The sequence below is a fragment of the Labrenzia sp. OB1 genome (assembly GCF_001624695.1).
Lineage (GTDB): Bacteria > Pseudomonadota > Alphaproteobacteria > Rhizobiales > Stappiaceae > Roseibium.
This window is the reverse complement of record NZ_JSEP01000027.1, coordinates 43409-62046: the sequence shown is the minus strand read 5'-3', so window position 1 is coordinate 62046 and position 18638 is coordinate 43409. Positions and strand designations below refer to the sequence as shown.

General features: G+C 61.4%; 18 protein-coding genes. 5 read left to right on the top strand and 13 right to left on the bottom strand.

The window, feature by feature from the left end; all coding sequences use genetic code 11:
• Window positions 1-284, top strand: a 284-nt coding sequence (locus tag OA90_RS29115) for a hypothetical protein (protein WP_244274682.1), incomplete at its 5' end; no start/stop codon positions are given.
• A 14-nt stretch (window positions 285-298) separates the two neighbouring features.
• On the opposite strand, the gene OA90_RS24540 is transcribed toward OA90_RS29115, so the two are convergent.
• The 6 genes from OA90_RS24540 to OA90_RS24505 all read right to left on the bottom strand — a co-directional run bounded on the left by OA90_RS24540 (window position 299) and on the right by OA90_RS24505 (window position 7535).
• Window positions 299-727, bottom strand: a complete 429-nt coding sequence (locus OA90_RS24540; RefSeq protein WP_068419089.1) for a hypothetical protein — start codon at window positions 725-727, stop codon at window positions 299-301.
• Window positions 720-1568: a pentapeptide repeat-containing protein gene (locus OA90_RS24535; protein ID WP_068419087.1), complete on the bottom strand. Its 849-nt coding sequence runs from the start codon at window positions 1566-1568 to the stop codon at window positions 720-722. Before OA90_RS24535 ends, OA90_RS24540 begins: the two co-directional genes overlap by 8 nt.
• Window positions 1569-2360: 792 nt before the next feature.
• Window positions 2361-3167: an inositol monophosphatase gene (locus OA90_RS24520; RefSeq protein ID WP_068419080.1), complete on the bottom strand. Its 807-nt coding sequence runs from the start codon at window positions 3165-3167 to the stop codon at window positions 2361-2363.
• Window positions 3164-4237: an ABC transporter ATP-binding protein gene (locus OA90_RS24515; protein WP_068419076.1), complete on the bottom strand. Its 1074-nt coding sequence runs from the start codon at window positions 4235-4237 to the stop codon at window positions 3164-3166. Before OA90_RS24515 ends, OA90_RS24520 begins: the two co-directional genes overlap by 4 nt.
• Window positions 4234-6444 (bottom strand): iron ABC transporter permease, encoded by a 2211-nt coding sequence (locus OA90_RS24510; RefSeq protein WP_068419073.1) that lies wholly within the window; start codon window positions 6442-6444, stop codon window positions 4234-4236. Before OA90_RS24510 ends, OA90_RS24515 begins: the two co-directional genes overlap by 4 nt.
• Before the next feature lie 68 nt (window positions 6445-6512).
• Window positions 6513-7535 (bottom strand): ABC transporter substrate-binding protein, encoded by a 1023-nt coding sequence (locus tag OA90_RS24505; protein ID WP_068419070.1) that lies wholly within the window; start codon window positions 7533-7535, stop codon window positions 6513-6515.
• Between the two features lie 153 nt (window positions 7536-7688).
• On the opposite strand from OA90_RS24505, the gene OA90_RS24500 reads away from it, so the two are divergent.
• Window positions 7689-8684 carry a LacI family DNA-binding transcriptional regulator gene (locus OA90_RS24500; RefSeq protein WP_199823829.1) on the top strand — a complete coding sequence of 332 codons (996 nt, stop codon included), beginning with the start codon at window positions 7689-7691 and terminating at the stop codon, window positions 8682-8684.
• Window positions 8685-8711: 27 nt separating this feature from the next.
• Here OA90_RS24500 and OA90_RS24495 read toward each other — a convergent pair whose 3' ends face one another.
• The 5 genes from OA90_RS24495 to OA90_RS24470 all read right to left on the bottom strand — a co-directional run bounded on the left by OA90_RS24495 (window position 8712) and on the right by OA90_RS24470 (window position 13474).
• Window positions 8712-9431: a spermidine synthase gene (locus OA90_RS24495; protein ID WP_068419068.1), complete on the bottom strand. Its 720-nt coding sequence runs from the start codon at window positions 9429-9431 to the stop codon at window positions 8712-8714.
• A 43-nt stretch (window positions 9432-9474) separates the two neighbouring features.
• Window positions 9475-9978 carry an RES domain-containing protein gene (locus tag OA90_RS24490; RefSeq protein WP_068419061.1) on the bottom strand — a complete coding sequence of 168 codons (504 nt, stop codon included), beginning with the start codon at window positions 9976-9978 and terminating at the stop codon, window positions 9475-9477.
• A complete protein-coding gene (locus OA90_RS24485) occupies window positions 9975-10442 on the bottom strand; it encodes an antitoxin Xre/MbcA/ParS toxin-binding domain-containing protein (protein ID WP_068419059.1) in 468 nt (155 codons plus the stop codon). Before OA90_RS24485 ends, OA90_RS24490 begins: the two co-directional genes overlap by 4 nt.
• Before the next feature lie 143 nt (window positions 10443-10585).
• Window positions 10586-11017, bottom strand: coding sequence for a YqaA family protein (locus OA90_RS24480; RefSeq protein ID WP_068419055.1), 432 nt, complete (start codon window positions 11015-11017; stop codon window positions 10586-10588).
• Between the two features lie 243 nt (window positions 11018-11260).
• A complete protein-coding gene (locus OA90_RS24470; RefSeq protein ID WP_068419048.1) occupies window positions 11261-13474 on the bottom strand; it encodes an esterase-like activity of phytase family protein in 2214 nt (737 codons plus the stop codon).
• A 299-nt stretch (window positions 13475-13773) separates the two neighbouring features.
• Between OA90_RS24470 and OA90_RS24465 the strand changes: the two genes are divergently transcribed.
• Window positions 13774-14976, top strand: coding sequence for a multidrug effflux MFS transporter (locus OA90_RS24465; RefSeq protein ID WP_068419045.1), 1203 nt, complete (start codon window positions 13774-13776; stop codon window positions 14974-14976).
• A gap of 570 nt (window positions 14977-15546) precedes the next feature.
• On the opposite strand, the gene OA90_RS24460 is transcribed toward OA90_RS24465, so the two are convergent.
• Complete coding sequence (locus tag OA90_RS24460) at window positions 15547-16056, bottom strand: arsenate reductase ArsC (protein WP_068419041.1); 510 nt, start codon at window positions 16054-16056, stop codon at window positions 15547-15549.
• Window position 16057: 1 nt separating this feature from the next.
• The gene (locus OA90_RS24455) at window positions 16058-16417 is read right to left on the bottom strand and encodes a metalloregulator ArsR/SmtB family transcription factor (RefSeq protein WP_068419039.1); all 360 of its coding nucleotides are present in this window, start codon (window positions 16415-16417) and stop codon (window positions 16058-16060) included.
• A 153-nt stretch (window positions 16418-16570) separates the two neighbouring features.
• Between OA90_RS24455 and OA90_RS24450 the strand changes: the two genes are divergently transcribed.
• Together OA90_RS24450 and OA90_RS24445 are read left to right on the top strand one after the other, a co-directional pair.
• Window positions 16571-17653 carry a pyridoxal-phosphate dependent enzyme gene (locus OA90_RS24450; protein WP_068419036.1) on the top strand — a complete coding sequence of 361 codons (1083 nt, stop codon included), beginning with the start codon at window positions 16571-16573 and terminating at the stop codon, window positions 17651-17653.
• Window positions 17646-18629 (top strand): Xaa-Pro peptidase family protein, encoded by a 984-nt coding sequence (locus tag OA90_RS24445; RefSeq protein ID WP_208986294.1) that lies wholly within the window; start codon window positions 17646-17648, stop codon window positions 18627-18629. Before OA90_RS24450 ends, OA90_RS24445 begins: the two co-directional genes overlap by 8 nt.
• Window positions 18630-18638 lie beyond the last annotated feature (9 nt).

Sequence of the window (18638 nt, the reverse complement as noted above, 5' to 3'; positions counted from 1 at the left end):
CTCATGTCACCACACTCGCCTGTGTCGCGCAGTTGCAAGGTGAAGACCTCGAGCTCCTGGAGGCCATCGTCGAAAACGATGACAACCTGACCTATGGCAGCATCGTCAGCGTCCAAACAGGTCAGGACGACTATATTACAGCGCTCACCGACGACGGCATCCACGAATTGAAAGACATGCTCGCCGAAGCCAGAAGCTCAACCGAAAACTGGAACGGCTTCCTCGATGACTTCGTCTCAGATCCCCACGTCATTGCCCGCGTCAAGGCCCAATCGCCGCGGTAACAATCGGCCGGTTACTAACCAGCGGAGAAAAAGTCGGCCTCATGCTGCGTTCTGACCGGTGTAAGAATGTCGGGTTCGATCTCACCTTCTTTCGTCAATGTAGCTGCGAAGAAGAGCCCCACGTCGAATTCTGACAGCACCTCGAGAGAAAGAGAGAGGAGAGCTGGCAAATTTCGATTGGTGCCGACGGTAAGATCGAGAAGGTAACCAGCCGCCTTAGATCTTTGGGTAAGCTCTTGCTCTAGCTCTCCAGCAATGTCCGGATCGATCAACAGTCCTCCAGAAAAGACGTTGTCAGAGCCATAGGCCGTAAAACGACCACTGCGAGCATAGTAGAAATTCACTTGCAGGGAATTGGCGTGCAGAACGTTAGGAAAAACAAACGGGCTCGCGCATAAAGTGGTCACAAGCAGCCTGCGCAGTCTGTCAATGTCCTCAGTCATTTTGGCACTCCTCTGTAGTCCAGCGAACGTGGTCGTCAATTTCAATGCGGCGATTGTCAGCGTCACTTTCACAAAAACCGGTGCCCTTGTAAGGCGTACCAGCTAAAACCAGCCCTCGGAGGGAAGATCCTGAAAGGCCAACCTCGGAAAAATTTCCGTTCTCAATCACAACGCTGACAAACTCGGCGTTTGAAAACTCAGCACCCTTCAGTGACGCGCCACTCAGATTGACATCAATAAGACGTGCGTATGGTAGGAATAGTTCGTGGGCGCGGAGATATCGCAAGTCCAATCCCTTTAATCTAACCAGCGACCCAAGATCGGGTTTCTCACTTACGAGATCGGACAGCACCGACATCGCTACTTCGATATCTGGTCGGGTGACATCGCTATCGTTATGCTCTGTCACCGGGGACTTCGCGTTGGCTGCCAAATATGCATTCACAACGCGAACGAGCGCCGGCAAATCATCTTCAGACGTAGCGCCAAGCTTGCCAAGTTGAAGAAGCGCAGCGGCGCTCACCTCGGGGCCTTGTGCGTCGGTGGCGGCCAATTGCCCCAATGCTGCATAGAGCTGCTCTCGGTTCTCTGCCCGAACAGCAACAGAAAGTTCGGAGGCTGTGAAGGCAAGCGTAACTACAATACCGATCATACCGGCAATCGTGAAAAAGGCCTTTCGGACCTCCATTTCCTCCTTTGCGTCCGCAAGCGAAAGCCCCCTGTTCTTTTGCAAGTACAAAGAAATTGAAGACAGAACCCACACCAATGCGACCATACCTATCCCGAGACAAACCAAAAAAATCGGGTGAAGTTCGGCGAGAATTCTGATGCCATTGCTCATTTCCTGTTCCTTTCAAACGCAATCCCTGTTTGTCGTTTGGCTTGGGAAATCCGATCACTCGAGACTAGGCTGTTTTCGTGATGCAGATTAGCAATTTTCCATGCGCCGATAAGCAAGTTGTCGTCGCTTTGAGCCAAGACAGGTTGTAACGCAAGAAAAGCGAAAAGCGCTGCACAAGTGATCCTACCAATTCTCATTTCAGAATTTCTCAAATAAAATGAACAAAATGGCCTTTTAATACAACTCTAAGGTATACGCGCCGAATCTCAAAATACAATCTAAGCGCGTGTAATTTGCGCGGAGGCTGAGTCACGATTTGCAAACCACGCTGTCCGGGCATTCAATAGAGGCGGGAGCGCTTGGCTCGCGCGGCCACAAAACGACCTTTGCCGCCCTTTGGCAGTGTGTCTACAACCATCGTCGAAATACGCGAGTCTTGCCGTTTCTGTGGGGCACGAAAGTCGCGCGTCACCTCCCGCAAGAACCCTTTGAGTTTCACGGAAAATCATTCCAAGCCAGGCGCGGGTATCTACCAAATGAATGGCCACTTTCAAGTGAGATCTGCTGTTCAGTTGTCCCGCAGAAAATGTCCACTTTTCGCCCATTCTGGGCGTTCGATCAGTTCGCAACGAATGGCGGCTTTGGACATCTGATTATGAACCACCAAACGTCCGAAGCGGACAGTCGGCAAATTGATTTTTGAACCCGACTGCGGACAGATGAACCCGCCGAGACACGTTTCCGTTGGTGAATGGCCCGCAAGCAAGAAGGCCAACCACCCTCCCCCAACCTCTACCAATCCGGCGCAGACCCAAAAGCACAAATATCCCGAAGTTCATCATACGCCCCTGACGAGGCGCCCAGAACCGGTGCGGGGAGGGTCAGGCCCGGGCCGTCGGGGAAGGGCAGAACGCGGCCGCCGGCCTCAAGGATGAGGACATAGCCCGCCATGCAGTCCCAGGCACTCATGCGCGGTTCGGCGTAGCCGGTCAGGCGGCCGGCGGCGACCCAGGCCAGCATCAGCGCGCCGGAGCCGTAGCGCATCCAGCCGGCGCCGGCGTCCATCAGCTCGGTCAACATCTGGCCGACGCGTTTGCTCGCCACCCGGTCGTTCGCGCCGATGCCCAGCAGACCGGCGCGCAGATCGCCGTCGAGCACGCGGATCGGCGCGCCGTTGAGCGTCGCGCCCTGGCCCCGGAAGGCCACGAAAAGCTCGTCCAGCACCGGTGCGTAGATCACGCCCAGCGCCGGGCCGTCGCTGTCGCAGGCGCCGATGGAAACACACCACCCCGGCAAGCCGTTCAGGAACGGCGCGGTCCCGTCGATAGGATCGATCACCCAGGTGAAGCCGGACCGGCCTTCGCTCAGCCCGTGCTCTTCGCCCAGTTGCGCGTCGTCCGGAAAGGCCTTGTCCAGGGCGCTGCGGATCAGCGTTTCGACTTCCCGGTCCGCCTCGGACACCAGATCGGTCACATGGCGTTTCGTCTCCACGACCAGCGCATCGCGCCGATGAAAATACTCCAGCGCCAGGTCACCGGCGCGGCGGGCCAGATCGACCGCCAGGCTCAAGCGTTCCGCATTCAGATCATTCAGCATCATGCAGTCCCCGGGATCAGCGCAACGCCGCGCGGGCGCACTTCCAGAGCAACCCCCGTGCCCGATGACAAAGGCGTGTCGCTCTCATCGTCGACCACGAAAATCCGCCCCAGCGGGCCGTCGATTTCATATTCGACGTGATCGCCGAGATAGGCAGAAGAGGCGATGGTGCCCTTTATGCCCGTTCCATCGCCCTTTCCGGCAACCGTCACTTTCAGCGCGTTCGAGCGCAGCGATATCTGCGTGGGTCCGGGCGACTGGCCGCGTGACGGCAAGGACAGCGTCACGCCGCCCAGCTCGACCTGCGCAACATCGCCTTCCACCGACAGCACGCGGCCGTCGACCACATTCGCCTCGCCGATGAAGTCGGCGATGAAGTCCGAGGCAGGGGATTCGTAAAGTTCGCGGGGCGTGCCGATCTGCGCGACCTTGCCCTCCTTCATCACCACGATGGTGTCGGAGACGGCGAGCGCCTCCTCCTGATCGTGGGTGACGTAAACGGCGGTGAGACCGATCCGCTGCTGCAGTTCGCGAATGTCCGTGCGCACCTTGCGGCGCAGCCGTGCATCGAGGTTCGACAGCGGTTCGTCCAGCAGAAGCACCTGTGGCTCGAGCACCAGCGCCCGGGCCACAGCGACGCGTTGCTGCTGACCGCCGGAGAGTTCCGCCGGCAACCGGCCCGCAAGGCCGGAGAGGCCCACCAGTTCCAGCGCCTCTTCCGCGCGCTTGCGCGCCTCGGCCGATTTCATGCCGCCCGCTTCCAGCCCGTAGGCCACGTTCTGCCCGACGCGCATATGCGGGAACAGCGCATAACTCTGGAACACCATCGACACGTCGCGCCGGTCGGCAGGCAGGCGGGTGACATCGTCGCCGCCGATCAGGATCTGCCCGTCCGTCGGGCTTTCCAGCCCCGCCAGCATCCGCAGCGTCGTTGTCTTGCCGCAGCCGGACGGCCCCAGCAGGGTGACCAGCTTGCCGGGCTCGATGTCCAGCGTCAGATCGGGAATGGCGGTGAAACTGCCGAAGGTCTTCCGCACGTTGCGGAACGCCACAGCGCCTTTTGTCTGCGTCATGCTCGTGCTTCCTTTGCAGAAAAACTGGAATTGGCGGCCTTTTCCTCGCCCCGCCGGATGCGGCGTTCCCCGACCAGCAGCTGGAAGCCGCCGATGACGGTGATCATCACCAGGATCAGGACCGAGGAATAGGCGATGGCGATGCCGTATTCGCCGTTCTCGACCAGCCCGACGATATAGGCCGTGGCCATGTTGTATTTCGCGCTGACCAGAAAGATCACCGCCGAGATCGAGGTGATTGCCCGCACGAAACTGTAGACCAGTGCGGCGAGGATCGCCGGGCGCATCAACGGCAGGATCACCTTGCGCATGGTCCGGCCGGAACTGGCCCCCAGCGTCAGGGATGCCTCGTCAAGCGAGCCGTCGAGCTGCGCCATGGCCGCCACCCCGCCGCGCACGCCCACAGGCATGTTGCGGAAGACGAAGCAGGCAATCAGGATCGCCGCGGTGCCGGTCATCTGCAGCGGCGGCAGGTTGAACGCCATGATGTAGCTGATGCCGATCACCGTGCCGGGAATGGCAAAGCTCATCATCAGCGCGAATTCGAACACCCCGCGCCCGGGGAACCTCTGACGCACGATCAGCCATGCGGTCAGCAGCCCCACCGCCGCGGTCAGTGGCGCGGCGATCAGCGCGATCTCCATCGTCGTCCAGAAACTGTCCCAGGCAACGCCGGTCCAAAGGACACCGTTGTCCCAGCCAACGCCGAAGGCCTTGGCGTAGTGGTCGAGCGTCAGGGAATGGTCGAGACCCCAGATCTTCACGAAACCGCCGAACAGGATCATCGCATAGACCGTGATGGTGAAGGCGGCCCAGGCGACAGCCACGGTGATCACCGGCCAGCCGACCCGGCGCGGCAGACTGATATGCCGCCCGCCGTCGCCCTTGCCGGTCACCGTCGCATAGTTGCGGCCGGACAGCCAAAGCCGCTGCGCCAGGAAGGCCGAAAGGGTGAAGAACAGAAGGATCATCGCCAGCACCGCCGCGCGGGACGGATCGTTCTGCGCCCCCACCACGGCGAAAAAGATTTCCGTCGACAGCACTCCGCCGGAACCGCCCAGCACCAGCGGGTTGCCGAAGTCGGCCATCGACTCGATGAAGCCGATCAGGAAGGCGTTCGCCAGCCCCGGAGCCATCAGCGGCAGCGAGACCTTGCGGAAGGTCCGCCAGCGGTCGGATCGTAGCGTCTGGCTGGCCTCTTCCATCGACGGGCTGATCCCGTCCACGACCCCGATCAGGACGAGGAAGGAAATCGGGGTGAAACTCAGCATCTGGGCGATCCAGATGCCGGTCAGCCCATAAAGCCAGCGCCCCAGTTCCCAGCCTGTGGCCGCCTCGATCACCTGGGTCAGCGATCCGGAACGCCCCAGCAGCATGGTCAGCGCAAGACCGACGACGAAGGGCGGCGTGATGATCGGCAGCACCGTCAGCAGGCGCAGCGATTTCTTAAACCTGAAGCCCGTCCGCGTTGCCACCAGCGCGAACACCAGGCCGAGCAGCGTCGTCCCGGTCGCGGTGCAGATCGCAAGGAAGAAGGTGCGCCATGCGACGCCGCAGTTTCCACCCCAGAAGCAGGCCAGTGACCAGATTTTCGGATCGACGATGTTCCGGCGCACGCCCTCGCTGGTGAACGACCCGTCGAATTCCTGGAACGCGCCGGTGAACATCGACACCAGCGGATAGAAAACAAACGTCGCGACCAGCAGCACCAGCAGCGTGATCGCGCCCAGCACGAAGGCATCGCCCTTGAGGGCGCCGCGCTCGGCAGCGCCAAAGGCGATCATCAGGGCAAAGAGCGTGCCCAGCACAACGGCGCCGGCACCGAATGCCTGCTGTCCTGCGACATCCCCGAAGGTCGCTTCAAGCAGACCCCAGTTCCAGCCGCGCAGGCCGATTGCCAACCCCTCGGCCAGCATCCAGGCGAGACCCGCCGCGCCGACGGCAATCAGCGCACCACCGCGTTTTCCGGGAGCCTGTGTCAACCGCAGCAAGACGGCAACGACGAGCAGCGCCAGAACCGGCCAGAGCTGCCAGCGCCCCGTCAATCCCTGCACCAAACCCGGCCAGAGTTTTTCTGAAGAAATGAAATCTTCCAGCCATTCGAAACTGAAAAAGCCCGAGCGAATGCGGTACCAGGGCAACGCGATCAACGCGAAGACCCCGGCCGCAAGGATCAGATCGAGCCTGCGGTTGTCTCTGGATGTCATGGATCGGTCCGATGGGTCTGGAAGGCAAGGCAGCGGGTGACCGGAAGGCCACCCGCCCTGTCAGGGATTTACTGGAGCGGCAACGAGCCGACCTCTTTATCCCAGCGCGCCAGAAGCCCCTTGCGCCGATCCGCACTGCCGTATTCGGCGAAGTCGTAGTCGATCAGCTTGATCGTCGACAGGTCCGGAGCTTCCTTGGGCGCCTCTGCACTGGCGTTGGAGGGGATCTGGAACGAACCCGCCTCCGGCATCATGCTCTGGACTTCCGCCGTCAGCACCCAATCGTAAAATGTCTTCGCAGCTTCGGGGTTCTGTGCCCCCTCGACCATCGACATGGAGCCGATCTCGTAACCCGTTCCCTCGCAAGGAGCGACAACGCCGATCGGGAAACCGGCCACAGCCTGCGCAACGGCATCATGCTGGAACACGATCCCCAGGCCGGTTTCACCGCGCGCGGCGGCCTTCACAGGCGCACTGCCCGACTTGGTGTATTGCGAGACATTGGCGTGCATCTTCTTGAGGAAGTCGAACGCCTCGTCTTCGCCGAGCAACTGCACCAGCGTCGCCAGCGTCGTGTAGGCAGTGCCAGACGAATTCGGATCGGCGATCTGGATCTCGCCCTTCAGCGCCGGATCAAGCAGATCAGCCCAGCACTTCGGCGGCGCGATGCCCTTTCCTTCAAGGATTTCGGTGTTGTAGCCCCAGCCGAGCGCACCGGAATAAACCCCCACGGTATGATAGTCGGAGACCTTGGCCTGGCCTTGCGCCCAGTCCTGCAGCTCACCCAGCATCGGCGATTCATACTTCGCGCTCAGCCCGTCCTGACCGGCCTGAAGATGCGGGTCGCCGGTGCCGCCCCACCACAGATCGGTTTGCGGGTTGCGGGCCTCCGCCCGGATCTTTGCAAAAGCCTCTCCCGACGACAGACGCACCATGTTCACGTCGATGTCCGAATGACTGGCCTCAAATTCGCTGACCAGCTTTTCGCAGATCACCACGTCAGCCGAACAGATCAGGTTCAGCTCGTCCGCCATCGCACTGGCGGACAACACGGCAAGACCGCCCAGAAGGGCATATTTCAATGACTTCATGATTTCCTCCCATTTTCCCAAAAATCTGGGAATAGATGCTATGCACACCTGTGCATTAAATTGCAATCAACATCGGCTCTTGTCAAGAAAGTGTCAAAAATTTGCTATAATTAGATAGAGAGAGCCAGATGCACAGCATTGCGGAGACGTGACATGATCAAGAACAAGGTAAGCGCGAAGGATGTTGCGGAACTGGCCGGCGTGTCACGTACAGCCGTCTCCCGGGCGTTTACACCCGGTGCATCCGTCTCTTCCGAAACCCGGGCAAAGGTGCACGCGGCAGCCGAGACACTGGGCTATCACGTCAACAATCTTGCGCGCGGGCTGCTGACCTCGAGGACAGGCATCGTGGCACTGATCTCGGCCGAGATCCAGACGCCCTACCGGTCCCTTCTGCTCGCCAACCTGTCCGAGAAACTGCAGGCGGCAGGCAAGGTCGGACTGCTCATCAATACGGACCGCTCGGACGAAAGCGTTGCCCATGCGCTGCGGCAGGCCATTTCCTATCGCACGGACGCCGCCATCGTTCTGTCCGGCATGCCCGATGCCTCGCTGGCCGAAACCTGTCTTCGCAACGGCATGCGTCTGGTGCTGATCAACCGCAACGAGGAACTGCCGGGTACCTTGCGGGTCAGGGTGGACGACTTTGCCGCCGGGCGTCAGGCTTTCGCCTCGCTTGCTGCCGCAGGGTGCACCCGTCCGGCGCTTGCCTCCTCCCTGGCAGGCACGCCCAGCCTGGAGGATCGGTGCAGGGGGTTTCGCGCAGCCGCCGCCGAAGCGGGAAGCGAGGTCCTTGAGGAAGCAAGCGGAATGACATCCTACCAGACAGGTCTTGACGTGGGCACACGGCTTCTGACCGGCGCGGAAAGACCGGACGGCATCTTTTGCGCGACCGATCTGGTTGCCTGCGGCGTGGTCGACGCTGCCCGCCGCCGCTTCAAGCTGCGCGTGCCGGAAGATGTCTCCGTGATCGGTTTCGACGACATCGAGCAGGCGTCCTGGGAAAGCTACAACCTGACCACGTTTCGCCAGCCGGTGGAGGATATCGCCGATGCGACCATCACCTATCTGTCCGAAGCGGCGGACGACACCCCGCGTACGGTCACGCTTCAGTCACGCCTGGTCTGGCGTGGCAGCATTCTCGATTAGAAGGCGGATGGAAGACGGAGTTTCAGCTCAGCCCTTGCGGCCCAGGTAGACGGCTTGCGTAACCTCGCGCCCGTCCTGCAGGGGATTTGCGAACACCACCGGCTCGGCCCAGGTCTCTTCGAAGGCTTGCCCGAGCAAACCCGTGATCGCTTCATCCGGCGCCTCGTCGGACCAGAGCCCCATAACCCCGCCCGGCTTCACGAACCGCTTCAGAGCCCGCAAGCCATCCGCCGTGTAGAACCCTTGCGACCCGCCATGCAGCAACCGGTCCGGCGTGTGATCGATGTCGATCAGAATGGCGTCATACTGACGGCCGGGCCGCCCCGCATCGAAACCGGCTTCCGAAGCCGCCAGGGCAAAGAAATCCCCTTGCACCAGCTTGCAGCGCGGATCATCGGCCAGCTCGGTTTTCATCGGCACCAGCCCTTCCCGGTGCCAGCGGATCACCGGCTCCAGAAGATCGACGACCGTGAGCCCGGCAACGGCATCATGCGCCAGCGCGGCCTGGGCGGTGTAGCCAAGGCCCAGCCCGCCGACCAGCACATCCAGGTTCCCGCCGCCCAACGCGGCAAGCCCCATATCCGCCAGCGCCACTTCGGACGCGGTGAACAGGCTCGACATCAAGTGCTCCTCGCCGAGCAATATCTCGAAGACATCGGTCTTGAGGGCAAGAATATGCCGCCGGCGCAGCGAAATCGCGCCGATTGGCGTGGGCGAATAATCCAGTTCTTCAAACAATGCGCTCATGAGCGCACCATGACGATGGATTGGCGCTTTGGGAAGGGCGGAATCAGGAGGCGGTCTGCAGCCGGTGGTCGAGAGCAAACCTCTCCCGGGCAACATCGTCATATAGGCCGTCAGCCTGATCCGCGTCAAAGATCAGATTCCAGCTATGCCGGGAAACGGCAGAGGGGATCAGGATGCAACCATGTTTGCGAAGAAGATCATTGCCGAATTTCTGCTGGTTCTTGCCCGGAGAGGCAGGCGTGATCCAGTTCGGATTGCCGATGGCATCAGGCCCGACCACATGGAGCTTCGATGGATCGATAATCCGAGCGGAGGTCAGATAATGGGGAGCCACGTCCAGAACCTCAAAACCCTTGTGGACGGCCACCTCGAGGCAGGCCGTGGCCGGATCCAGCGACGCATAGACGGCCTGCACACCCGGCGTGTTCCACCGCCCGCCGACCCGGAAGACGCCTTCTCCCGTGTGCCACGTCCTGTAATGGCGTTCCTGGTCGATACGCCACAGCCTGATCTCGCCCGAGCCAAGCGGAGACGGTAACGGGATCACGCATAGACCCCGTATTCCAGGCGGGTCAGATATTCCTCGACCGCCTCGACCCCGGCCGAGGTCGCAAGAAGATCGACCGGTTTCCGGTTGGAGAGGCCGATTGCAGGCTTGTTCATCCAGATTTCCGCAGCTTCCTCACTCCCCATCACATCGATAGCGTGGGCGAAGATCTCCGCAAAACGCCAGGCCCGGTTGCTTTGCTCTACGCTGAGGAGTTGCGGGGCGCTCTTGGCCTTGTGCCGCTGCAACGTCCGCAGACTGAGCCCGATTGCCTTTTTAAGGGCGTCGCCCCGTTCCAGAAATGTCACCGCCGAGACGAGATGCAGAAGCGCATCGGCCGGCAGGCCCTTCAGCAGAACCTCATGCGCGTCCATCGCGTTTCGGACCCTGGCGTGGATTGCCTTCTCCCCGCCGAGAAGCCCGACGGCACGCCCGACATCGCTTTCCACCTGTGCCGCTTCCATTACATGCACCTTTGCGTCAATTGACGCCAGATATACGACACATGTCGCTAGTTTTCAAGACGGAGCAACATCGCACCCTGTCCGGTGAGGAGCCAGTCAGCACGAAAAGGTGAACCACCAGATGCAGGACACGGGGCTTGGGGTCAAAACACCTGCAGGGTTACCAGCGCAACGATCAGATAACGCGCTGTCTTGGCAATCGCCACCAGCAGGGTGAAGCTCCAGAAGGGTTCCCGCAGCACGCCGGCCGCCAGGGTCAGCGGGTCGCCGATCACCGGGGCCCAGCTCATCAGCAGCGACCACCGGCCATAGCGGCGGTACCAGCCCGTCGCCCGCTCCAGCCTTTCGGGTTTGACCGGAAACCAGCGCGCCCCGGAGAACGCCGCCGCGCCGCGCCCGAGCCCCCAGTTGACCATGGAGCCGAGCGTGTTGCCGAGGCTGGCGGTGGCGACCAGCAGCACCACCGGATCGGTTCCGGTGGCGATCAGGCCGGAAAGCCCGAGTTCGGACTGGGCCGGCAACAGCGTCGCAGCCAGGAACGAAATCCCGAAGAGACCGATGAGGCTGGCACTCATGGGATGAAAAAGACGGGCAGGATCGAAAGGAAGATCATCGCTTCCCTATACGACAAAACGCGGAGCTTGCCATACAGCCATGAACGACGCGGGAACGGACGGTTCGTTTCCTGCGACGTCATCCCATCTGTCCGTTTCATTTTCGACGCGCTTGCCGATGTCTCCAGGAAGCAAACAAAAAACCCGGCAGCCTAAGCCACCGGGTCTTTCGTCAGGTCTTGGGAGGACCTTTGACTTGTCGCTTTAGTGCAGCCGCGATGCCGGGCCCAGATCGATCAGCTGGGTTTCGCCCGGCGCATCGTCAACACCGTCGTTGTCGGTGACCAGGATCAGGCGGCCGTCGGCGGTGATGGTCAGGCCTTCCGGCTTGTCGAGCACCCAGCCCTTGCCGGCCGCCATGGCCGGAAGAATGTCCATCGCGAAGTGCTTTTCCAGAACCGGAAGCTCTTCGCCATAGGCGGCAGGTGTCACGCCGTCGAGGGAGATCGTGGTGATCTGCTTGATGGCAGCATCCTCACCGCCCTTGTTGTCCCGCTCCAGGATGGCGAATTTTCCGTTGCCCATGGAGACGATTTCAGACAGGCCGACCCAGCCACCGGCGGCGCTTTTCGGCGCGTTGAGCGGATAGTGGACAAAGCCCCACGACTTTTTCGCAGGGTTGTAGATGGCCAGTTTGACCATACCCTTCGGGTCGTCCTTCCATTCGCGCTGAACGGCAACGGCCACCAGGGTCTCGCCATTCATCTCGAACTCGGCAACACCCTCGAAGGAGAAGCGCTGCGCCTGGGCAACCAGCTCTTCCGGCAGGGTGATTTCTTCCTCAACCGTGCCGTCGGTGCCCACCTTCAGGAGCAGGTGCTGCAGCTCCTTGTCCGGATGACCTTCGGAAGCCAGCCAGAAACCGCCGTCTTTCGCAACAGAGATGCCTTCAAGGTCCAGCTTCGCCTGCTTGCCACCCTGAACGGTGACATAGGAGGTGATCTGTGCCGGGACGGAGGAGATGTCCAGTTTGAAGATGCGGGCATCGTCATAGAAGCTGTCACTGACCGCGTAGAGCGTATCCGCATCCTGCGGGTCGGCGCTCAGACCGGAGAGCGCGCCCCAGCCGATCGGAGCATGCTTTTCCGGATCCATGGCGGACACCACGGACGGATAGGACGGAGCTTGCGCGCCGAATCTGTAGAGAGAGACATGCGCCCGCACGCCATCTTCGTCCACTTCGTTGGCAACAGCGAAGAGATCGCGGTTCGGGATCGCCACCAGGCCTTCCGGACCCACATGTGTCGGCAGGAACTGGACGAATTCCGGCTCCTCACCGGTGTCCTTGTAGACCGCAACGAAGTTGCCGCGCTCTGAGTTGACGAAGATCAGCGTCTCGCCGCCGAATTCTCCGACCGCCACGCCTTCCGGCTCGGTGCCCTTCTTGGCGGCGCGCTTGGCCGGATAGTGGCCGTGCGCCATGCCCAGATGTTCCATCTGGTTGCCGCTGTCGAAAAGCACCTCGCCTGCGGCGTTCCAGATGGTGAAGCCGCGCGAACCGCCTTTGTAGTCGCCTTCGTTGGCGGTGACGAAACGCTCGTCGTCGATCCAGGCGACCGCATCGGGCTCGCGCGGGACGTTTTCGGTGGAGCCGGACGCATCGCTCATGCGGGCCTTCGTGACCGGAATGTTTTCAGCGGACGCCGTTCCGGCGGAGAAATGCCTGACGATCTCGCCGCTCGCCAGGTCGACGATGGCGATGTGGTTGTTTTCCTGCAGCGTGACGACGGCCTGATTCTTCGAGTTGATGGAAACGAATTCCGGCTCCGGATCGCCCGGTGCCACCTCGGCCAGACCGGTCATGTCGACGATGCGCACCGAGTCACAGTTGGACGGCATCCCGTTGGCGTCGAGATCGAAGATCGCCAGATGACCGGCGGGCATCTGCGGCATGGCGCCGTCGTTCAGATCTTCATCCCTTTCGTTCTCGATGGCGATGGCGACAAACTTGCCGTCGGCGGAAATGGCAATGCTGTCCGGCTGCCCCTTGGCATCGCATTTCGCGGTGATGCCGAGGCTGTCCAGGGCGATAACCGCCAGATGACCGCTGGCGTTGACGTAATCCTCGCTGGTGTTGACACCGGCATAGGCCGCCTTGGCGCCAACCGCGACGGACGTCGGTTCGCCGCCCAGGGCCGTGCGCCCCATCGGCTTAAGGTTCAGCGGATTGGCGGCATTGACGAAAACGATGTCCCCGCCCGGGCTGTCGGTGAATACGAGCGTACGGCCATCCTTGGAAGCGTAGATGATTTCCGCGACCGTCTCCGTAGCCGGATCGGCACCCTCCGGGAGTGTCTTGTAGACGGGATAGGTATTGATACGCTCGAAATAATCCGCCTGTGCCGCCGATACGGCTCCAAGGCCGAACAAGGCGGCAAGACTGACACCTTTCAGGAAACACCCACTAAGATTCGCCATTGCACTAGCTCCCATATTGTCGGGTTGAGGTGGCGGCAAGCTAGTGTCGGAGATTACAGGTTAGGTGACACTTAGATGAAGGTTTCATGACCCAAGGGCGAATTATGCCTTGAGAGGTTTTTCAGTTCGCATGAGTTCGGCCCGGCAAATTCCACAGGCCCTGAGCGCAACCCAGACATGCGTTTTCCGCAAGGCTTGAGGCTAGAAAAGACTGGACACCCATTGTTTGTTCTTTCAGTCTGCAGGCTCTTCACTTTTGCGCCAACCCAGGTTTGGCGCGGTTTTTATCGGATATTGTTATGCAGATCGGGTTTGTTCGCTCCGCCGTCGTGCTGGGGTTCTTGGCCGTTGTCGGGCCGTTTGCAATCGACCTCTACCTCCCCGCAATGCCTGAGATTGTGCGGGCCCTGAACACGGACGACGCAGCCGTTCACATGACCTTCACGGTCTATTTCATCGCTTTCGGTCTCGCGCAACTTTTCTACGGGCCGCTGGCCGACCGGTTCGGCCGCAAGCCGCCCGTCTATATCGGCCTCGTTGTGTTCATCGCCGGATCCGCACTCTGCGCCACCGCGGCCGATGTCAGCACGCTGACGCTCGGCCGTTTCATTCAGGCGCTCGGCGCTGCCGCGCCGATGGTGATCGTGCGCGCGGTTGTACGCGATCTGTATCCCGGCGGCGGCCAGGCGACCCGGCTCATGGCGCTTGTCATGCTGGTCATCAGCATATCGCCGATGCTGGCACCGCTGACCGGTAGCCTGATCATCCAGTTCGGCAGTTGGCGCCTGATCTTTGGCACTCTCGCGGTTATCGCACTCGCCGCAATGGTCCAAATGGCCTTTCTGCTGCCTGAAACCCTGCCGCCGGAGCGCCGCGGCCGCATCGATGCGGTGGCGATGGTTCGCAGTGCCCTCTACCTGCTCAAGGATGCGCGTTTCATGGGTCTGACGCTGATAGCCGGCTTCTCGCTCGCCAGCTTCTTCGTCTTCCTCGCCGCCGCGCCCCTGGTCTACATGACCCGTTACGAACTGACACCGACAGGCTTCAGCCTTGTCTTCGCGATCAATGCGGTCGGCTTCTTCGCGTCGTCGCAATTCGCCGCGACACTCGGGGAGCGCTTCGGCATGGCGCGCGTCGCCCTTGTGGCCGTCTGCGGCTTCGCGGCGGCAACTTCGCTGCTCTTCGTGCTGGTCTGGAACGGCATCGATGACCTGCCGGTGCTTATGGTCCTGCTGTTCATCGGCAACAGCTGCCTCGGTCAGGTCATCGCTCCGACCATGGTCATGGCGCTGGAGGAACATGGCGAACATGCGGGCATGGCGTCTTCTCTCGGCGGCACCTTCCAGATGGTGTCCGGCGGCGTGATGATCCTGATCTGCAGCCCGTTCTTCGATCGCACCCCGCTGCCGCTCACCGGCGCGGTCGCGGTCTGCGCGCTGACGGCCCTGGTGATCGCCCTGCTGACCCTGCGCCCGGCGCGCGAAGGCAACGCCCCGGCCTGAGGCCCACGCCTCCTGACCAGTAAATCTTGCCGTCACTCCGGGCAGCATGAACCGGAGTGACGGGCGGCACAGGCGCGATCCGGCAAGCCACCCTAAATTGACTCCTGCAAGCCCTGGTTCAAATGACTTGAAGGAGACGGACATGTTCCGGACGACACTTATCTCAGCAGCAGTTTTCTCGGTTATCGCAACCGCATCATCAGCAGGTGCGGCCGTGGATGCCGCTCAGCACACGGCGCCAGCCCCTCACGCCGCATCGACGGGATCCAATGAAACCGTGCAGGTTATCGCGTCTAATCGCCGGGTGGAGTTGCAGTGCCCTCCCTTCTTCCAGGCCCTTTGCCCGTCCTGAAGTAATCGGGAATACCTCGCAGAGCAATTCCGCCATCCCTGCCGGCATGGAAACACTGGATTGCCTGTACCGGACGCTGGCGTCCGGCATCCCACTTGACTGACCTGTCCTTGACAGCAAAACCCCTGCGCTCGTCTGAACGCAGGGGTTTGCTGTTTTGGGGTATCGCCTCATAAATGAAGGCGAAAGGGCATCCGACAGTTCTTCAGGCTGTGCCTTCAGGCCGGATCGCGGGTGGTCTTGCCGATCTCGTCGAGCCTCCTCTGCAGGGAGAGTTTATCGAGAGAGGCCATGGGCAGACTTGTCATGATCGAGATCCGGGTGTTGAGCATCCGGAACGCCTCGTTGAAGGCGACCTGCCGTTCCGCCTCCGTGTCTTCCACCGCCGCCGGGTCCGGCAGCCCCCAGTGGGCCGACACCGGCTGGCCCGGCCAGACGGGGCAGCTTTCCTTGGCCGCGTTGCCGCAGACGGTGAAAACGAAATCCATGACCGGAGCCCCCGGCTCGGCAAATTCGCTCCAGTCCTTGGAACGCAGGCCATCGGTCTTGAAGTTGAGCTTCTCCAGCAGCGCCAGAGCTTCCGGGCGCACCTCGCCGGCAGGATTGGATCCGGCGGAATAGGCCTTGAACCTGCCCCCGCCGTCACGGTTCAGAATGGCCTCGGCCATGATGGAACGGGCGGAATTCCCGGTGCAGAGAAACAACACGTTATAAACACCGTCAGACATTTCAGTCTCCTTGTACGAACGACGGTTTCCGGCAGGCCACCGCTTCAAGGACCTGCGCGCAAAGCTCCGGGTGACCACCACAGCAGTCGGCCATCAAAAACGTCAGCAAACCCTTCGTTGTCTCCATGTCGGCGAAATAGCGGACAGCGCGGCCCTCGCGCTCGTTCCGAACCAGACCTGCCTGCAGCAGCACCGACAGATTGGCCGACATCGTGTTTTGGCGAACGCCCAACGCTTCGCCTATGTCCCCGGCTACCATCCCTGCGGGGCCTGCGCCGACCAGCAGACGAAACACCTCCAACCGGGTTTTCTGACTGAGCGCGCCAAAGGCGCTCAAGGCGTCATTCACATATATATCCATAATTCATGATATCTTGATGTTTCGATTCTTTTCAAGTCCTGAAATCACTTTTATGAAGCCGCAACCCGGCATCGCCCTGTCATGGCAAAAGGAAGACTTGAATTCAGGCGCCACTGCTGATGACCTGCAGGCACAACAGCATCGGGGAAAAGCATGGACGCACTCGACAATCCCTGGCGGGGCAAGGGCCTGCCGGAAAATGCCGGCCTCGCCGTCGGCAACATCTCCGACACAGCCTCGGAAGCATCCTCTTTTCTGGAAAGGAGCCCCGACGGACACCCCTCTCCGCTTCTGGATGCGGCGGATCTTGCCGGGATTTTCGGTATCGGTGCGCTTTCCATCAAGGACGAACGCAGCCGGATGGGACTTGGCAGCTTCAAGGCGCTGGGCGCTGCCTATGCGATCGCCAAACGGGCTGGCCGAAAAGTCCGTGACGGCAGTGCCGAAGACCTTGGCAATGCTCTAGAAGGCATGACCTTCGCCTGCGCAAGCGCGGGCAATCACGGTCTTTCTCTCGCAGCCGGTGCGCCGTTCTATGGAGCGAAGGCGGCTGTATTCGTCTCCGAAACGGTGCCTGAAGCCTTTGCCGTCAGGCTTCGGCAGAAGGGCGCGAAGGTCGTGAGAACCGGCGCCACTTATGAGGACAGCATGTCCGAAGCGGCCAGACAGGCGGAAGTCAATGGCTGGGTCCTTCTTCCCGACAGCACCTGGCCGGGCATGATCGACGCCGGGCGCGATGTCATGGAAGGCTACCTGATCATGGGGGACGAAATTTCACGGCAGATACCGGAACCGCCGACCCATGTCTTTCTGCAGGCGGGTGTCGGCGGGCTGGCCGCCGCCTGCGCCCTGAGCGCGCGCGCCACCTGGGGCCAGGACGTGACCATCGTGGTCGTTGAGCCGGAATACGCGCCGGCCCTTCTGGCCAGCATAAAGGCCGGAAAAGCGGTCACCGCCCCCGGCCCGGTGTCGACCATGGGGCGTCTTGACTGCAAGGAGCCCTCGCATCTGGCATTGAAATACCTCGCCCGGGAAGCCGACTGGTTCACGACGATTTCAGACGCGGTAGCGGCGGACACCGTCGCCTTGCTTTCTGCGCACAACCTGGCGACCACACCTTCAGGCGCCGCCGGGATCGCCGCCCTGCATCATGCGGGCCCGCATGCCGCCGCCCTGGGTCTGGGACCGGGATCGCGCGTCCTCTGCTATCTTTCGGAAGGCCCGGAGGATGTCTGACGCGGATTTTCCCGAGACCGAATTCGCCGCGCGCACCGAGCGCGCGCAACAGGCCATGCACGCAGCCGGTCTCGATGCGCTTTTCTTCACCACCGAGGCGGAGGTCCGCTATTTTTCCGGGTTCAGGACACTGTTCTGGCAGAGCCCGACCCGGCCCTGGTTTCTGGTGCTGCCGGCAAATGGCAAGCCAATTGCCGTGATCCCGCAGATCGGCGCTCATCTGATGGCCACCACCTGGCTGGACGACATCAGGACCTTTTCCGCCCCGCACCCGCAGGACGAGGGGATTGGACTGCTGACAGACGTTCTGAAAGACTTTGAGACAATCGGGATGCCAATGGGCCGCGAAAGCAGCCTGCGCATGCCGCTTGAAGACTTCCGGTCTCTGCAGACCTGCCTGGCGGGTTCCGAGTTCGTCAACGCCACCGGCCTGATCCAGAGCCTCAGGATGGTGAAGTCGGACACCGAACTCGAAAAGCTGCGCGGCATCTGTGCAATCGGATCCGCGGCATTTGCCAATCCGCCGGACCTGTTCCGCAAGGGCCAGACACTCAAGGACGCATTTCGGGCGTTCCGGATCGAGCTCCTTGCCCAGGGTGCCGATGATGTTCCCTACCTTGTCGGTGGCGCCGGCAAGGGCGGCTATGGCGACGTGATTTCACCGCCTACCGGTCAGGCGCTTGAGGAAGGTGACGTCTTGATGCTCGATACCGGAGCCACAAGAGACGGCTACTTCCGCGACTTCGATCGCAATTTCGCAATCGGACACGCCACGGAAGATGTCAGGCGCGCCCATGAAACGTTGGTTGCGGCGATCCGCGCCGCCATGGCCATAGCCAGACCGGGCAGGACCAGCGCCGATCTCTACCGCGCCATGGCCGAAACAATCGGCCAGGGGGAAGGCGATGTCGGGCGGCTCGGTCATGGCCTTGGCATGCAACTCACCGAAGCTCCTTCGCTGACCGGGTTTCGATGACACGGTCCT

Excerpts from the sequence above, each read along its gene's own strand:
- OA90_RS24495 (WP_068419068.1), bottom strand. The coding sequence starts at position 9,431 with ATGAGCGCATTGTTTGAAGAACTGGATTATTCGCCCACGCCAATCGGC.
- OA90_RS24540 (WP_068419089.1), bottom strand. The coding sequence starts at position 727 with ATGACTGAGGACATTGACAGACTGCGCAGGCTGCTTGTGACCACTTTA.
- OA90_RS24460 (WP_068419041.1), bottom strand. The coding sequence starts at position 16,056 with ATGTCTGACGGTGTTTATAACGTGTTGTTTCTCTGCACCGGGAATTCC.
- OA90_RS24470 (WP_068419048.1), bottom strand. The coding sequence starts at position 13,474 with ATGGCGAATCTTAGTGGGTGTTTCCTGAAAGGTGTCAGTCTTGCCGCC.
- OA90_RS24450 (WP_068419036.1), top strand. The coding sequence starts at position 16,571 with ATGGACGCACTCGACAATCCCTGGCGGGGCAAGGGCCTGCCGGAAAAT.
- OA90_RS24510 (WP_068419073.1), bottom strand. The coding sequence starts at position 6,444 with ATGACATCCAGAGACAACCGCAGGCTCGATCTGATCCTTGCGGCCGGG.
- OA90_RS24485 (WP_068419059.1), bottom strand. The coding sequence starts at position 10,442 with ATGGAAGCGGCACAGGTGGAAAGCGATGTCGGGCGTGCCGTCGGGCTT.
- OA90_RS24445 (WP_208986294.1), top strand. The coding sequence starts at position 17,646 with ATGTCTGACGCGGATTTTCCCGAGACCGAATTCGCCGCGCGCACCGAG.
- OA90_RS24455 (WP_068419039.1), bottom strand. The coding sequence starts at position 16,417 with ATGGATATATATGTGAATGACGCCTTGAGCGCCTTTGGCGCGCTCAGT.
- OA90_RS24535 (WP_068419087.1), bottom strand. The coding sequence starts at position 1,568 with ATGAGCAATGGCATCAGAATTCTCGCCGAACTTCACCCGATTTTTTTG.
- OA90_RS24465 (WP_068419045.1), top strand. The coding sequence starts at position 13,774 with ATGCAGATCGGGTTTGTTCGCTCCGCCGTCGTGCTGGGGTTCTTGGCC.
- OA90_RS24520 (WP_068419080.1), bottom strand. The coding sequence starts at position 3,167 with ATGATGCTGAATGATCTGAATGCGGAACGCTTGAGCCTGGCGGTCGAT.
- OA90_RS24505 (WP_068419070.1), bottom strand. The coding sequence starts at position 7,535 with ATGAAGTCATTGAAATATGCCCTTCTGGGCGGTCTTGCCGTGTTGTCC.
- OA90_RS24480 (WP_068419055.1), bottom strand. The coding sequence starts at position 11,017 with ATGAGTGCCAGCCTCATCGGTCTCTTCGGGATTTCGTTCCTGGCTGCG.
- OA90_RS24515 (WP_068419076.1), bottom strand. The coding sequence starts at position 4,237 with ATGACGCAGACAAAAGGCGCTGTGGCGTTCCGCAACGTGCGGAAGACC.
- OA90_RS24500 (WP_199823829.1), top strand. The coding sequence starts at position 7,689 with ATGATCAAGAACAAGGTAAGCGCGAAGGATGTTGCGGAACTGGCCGGC.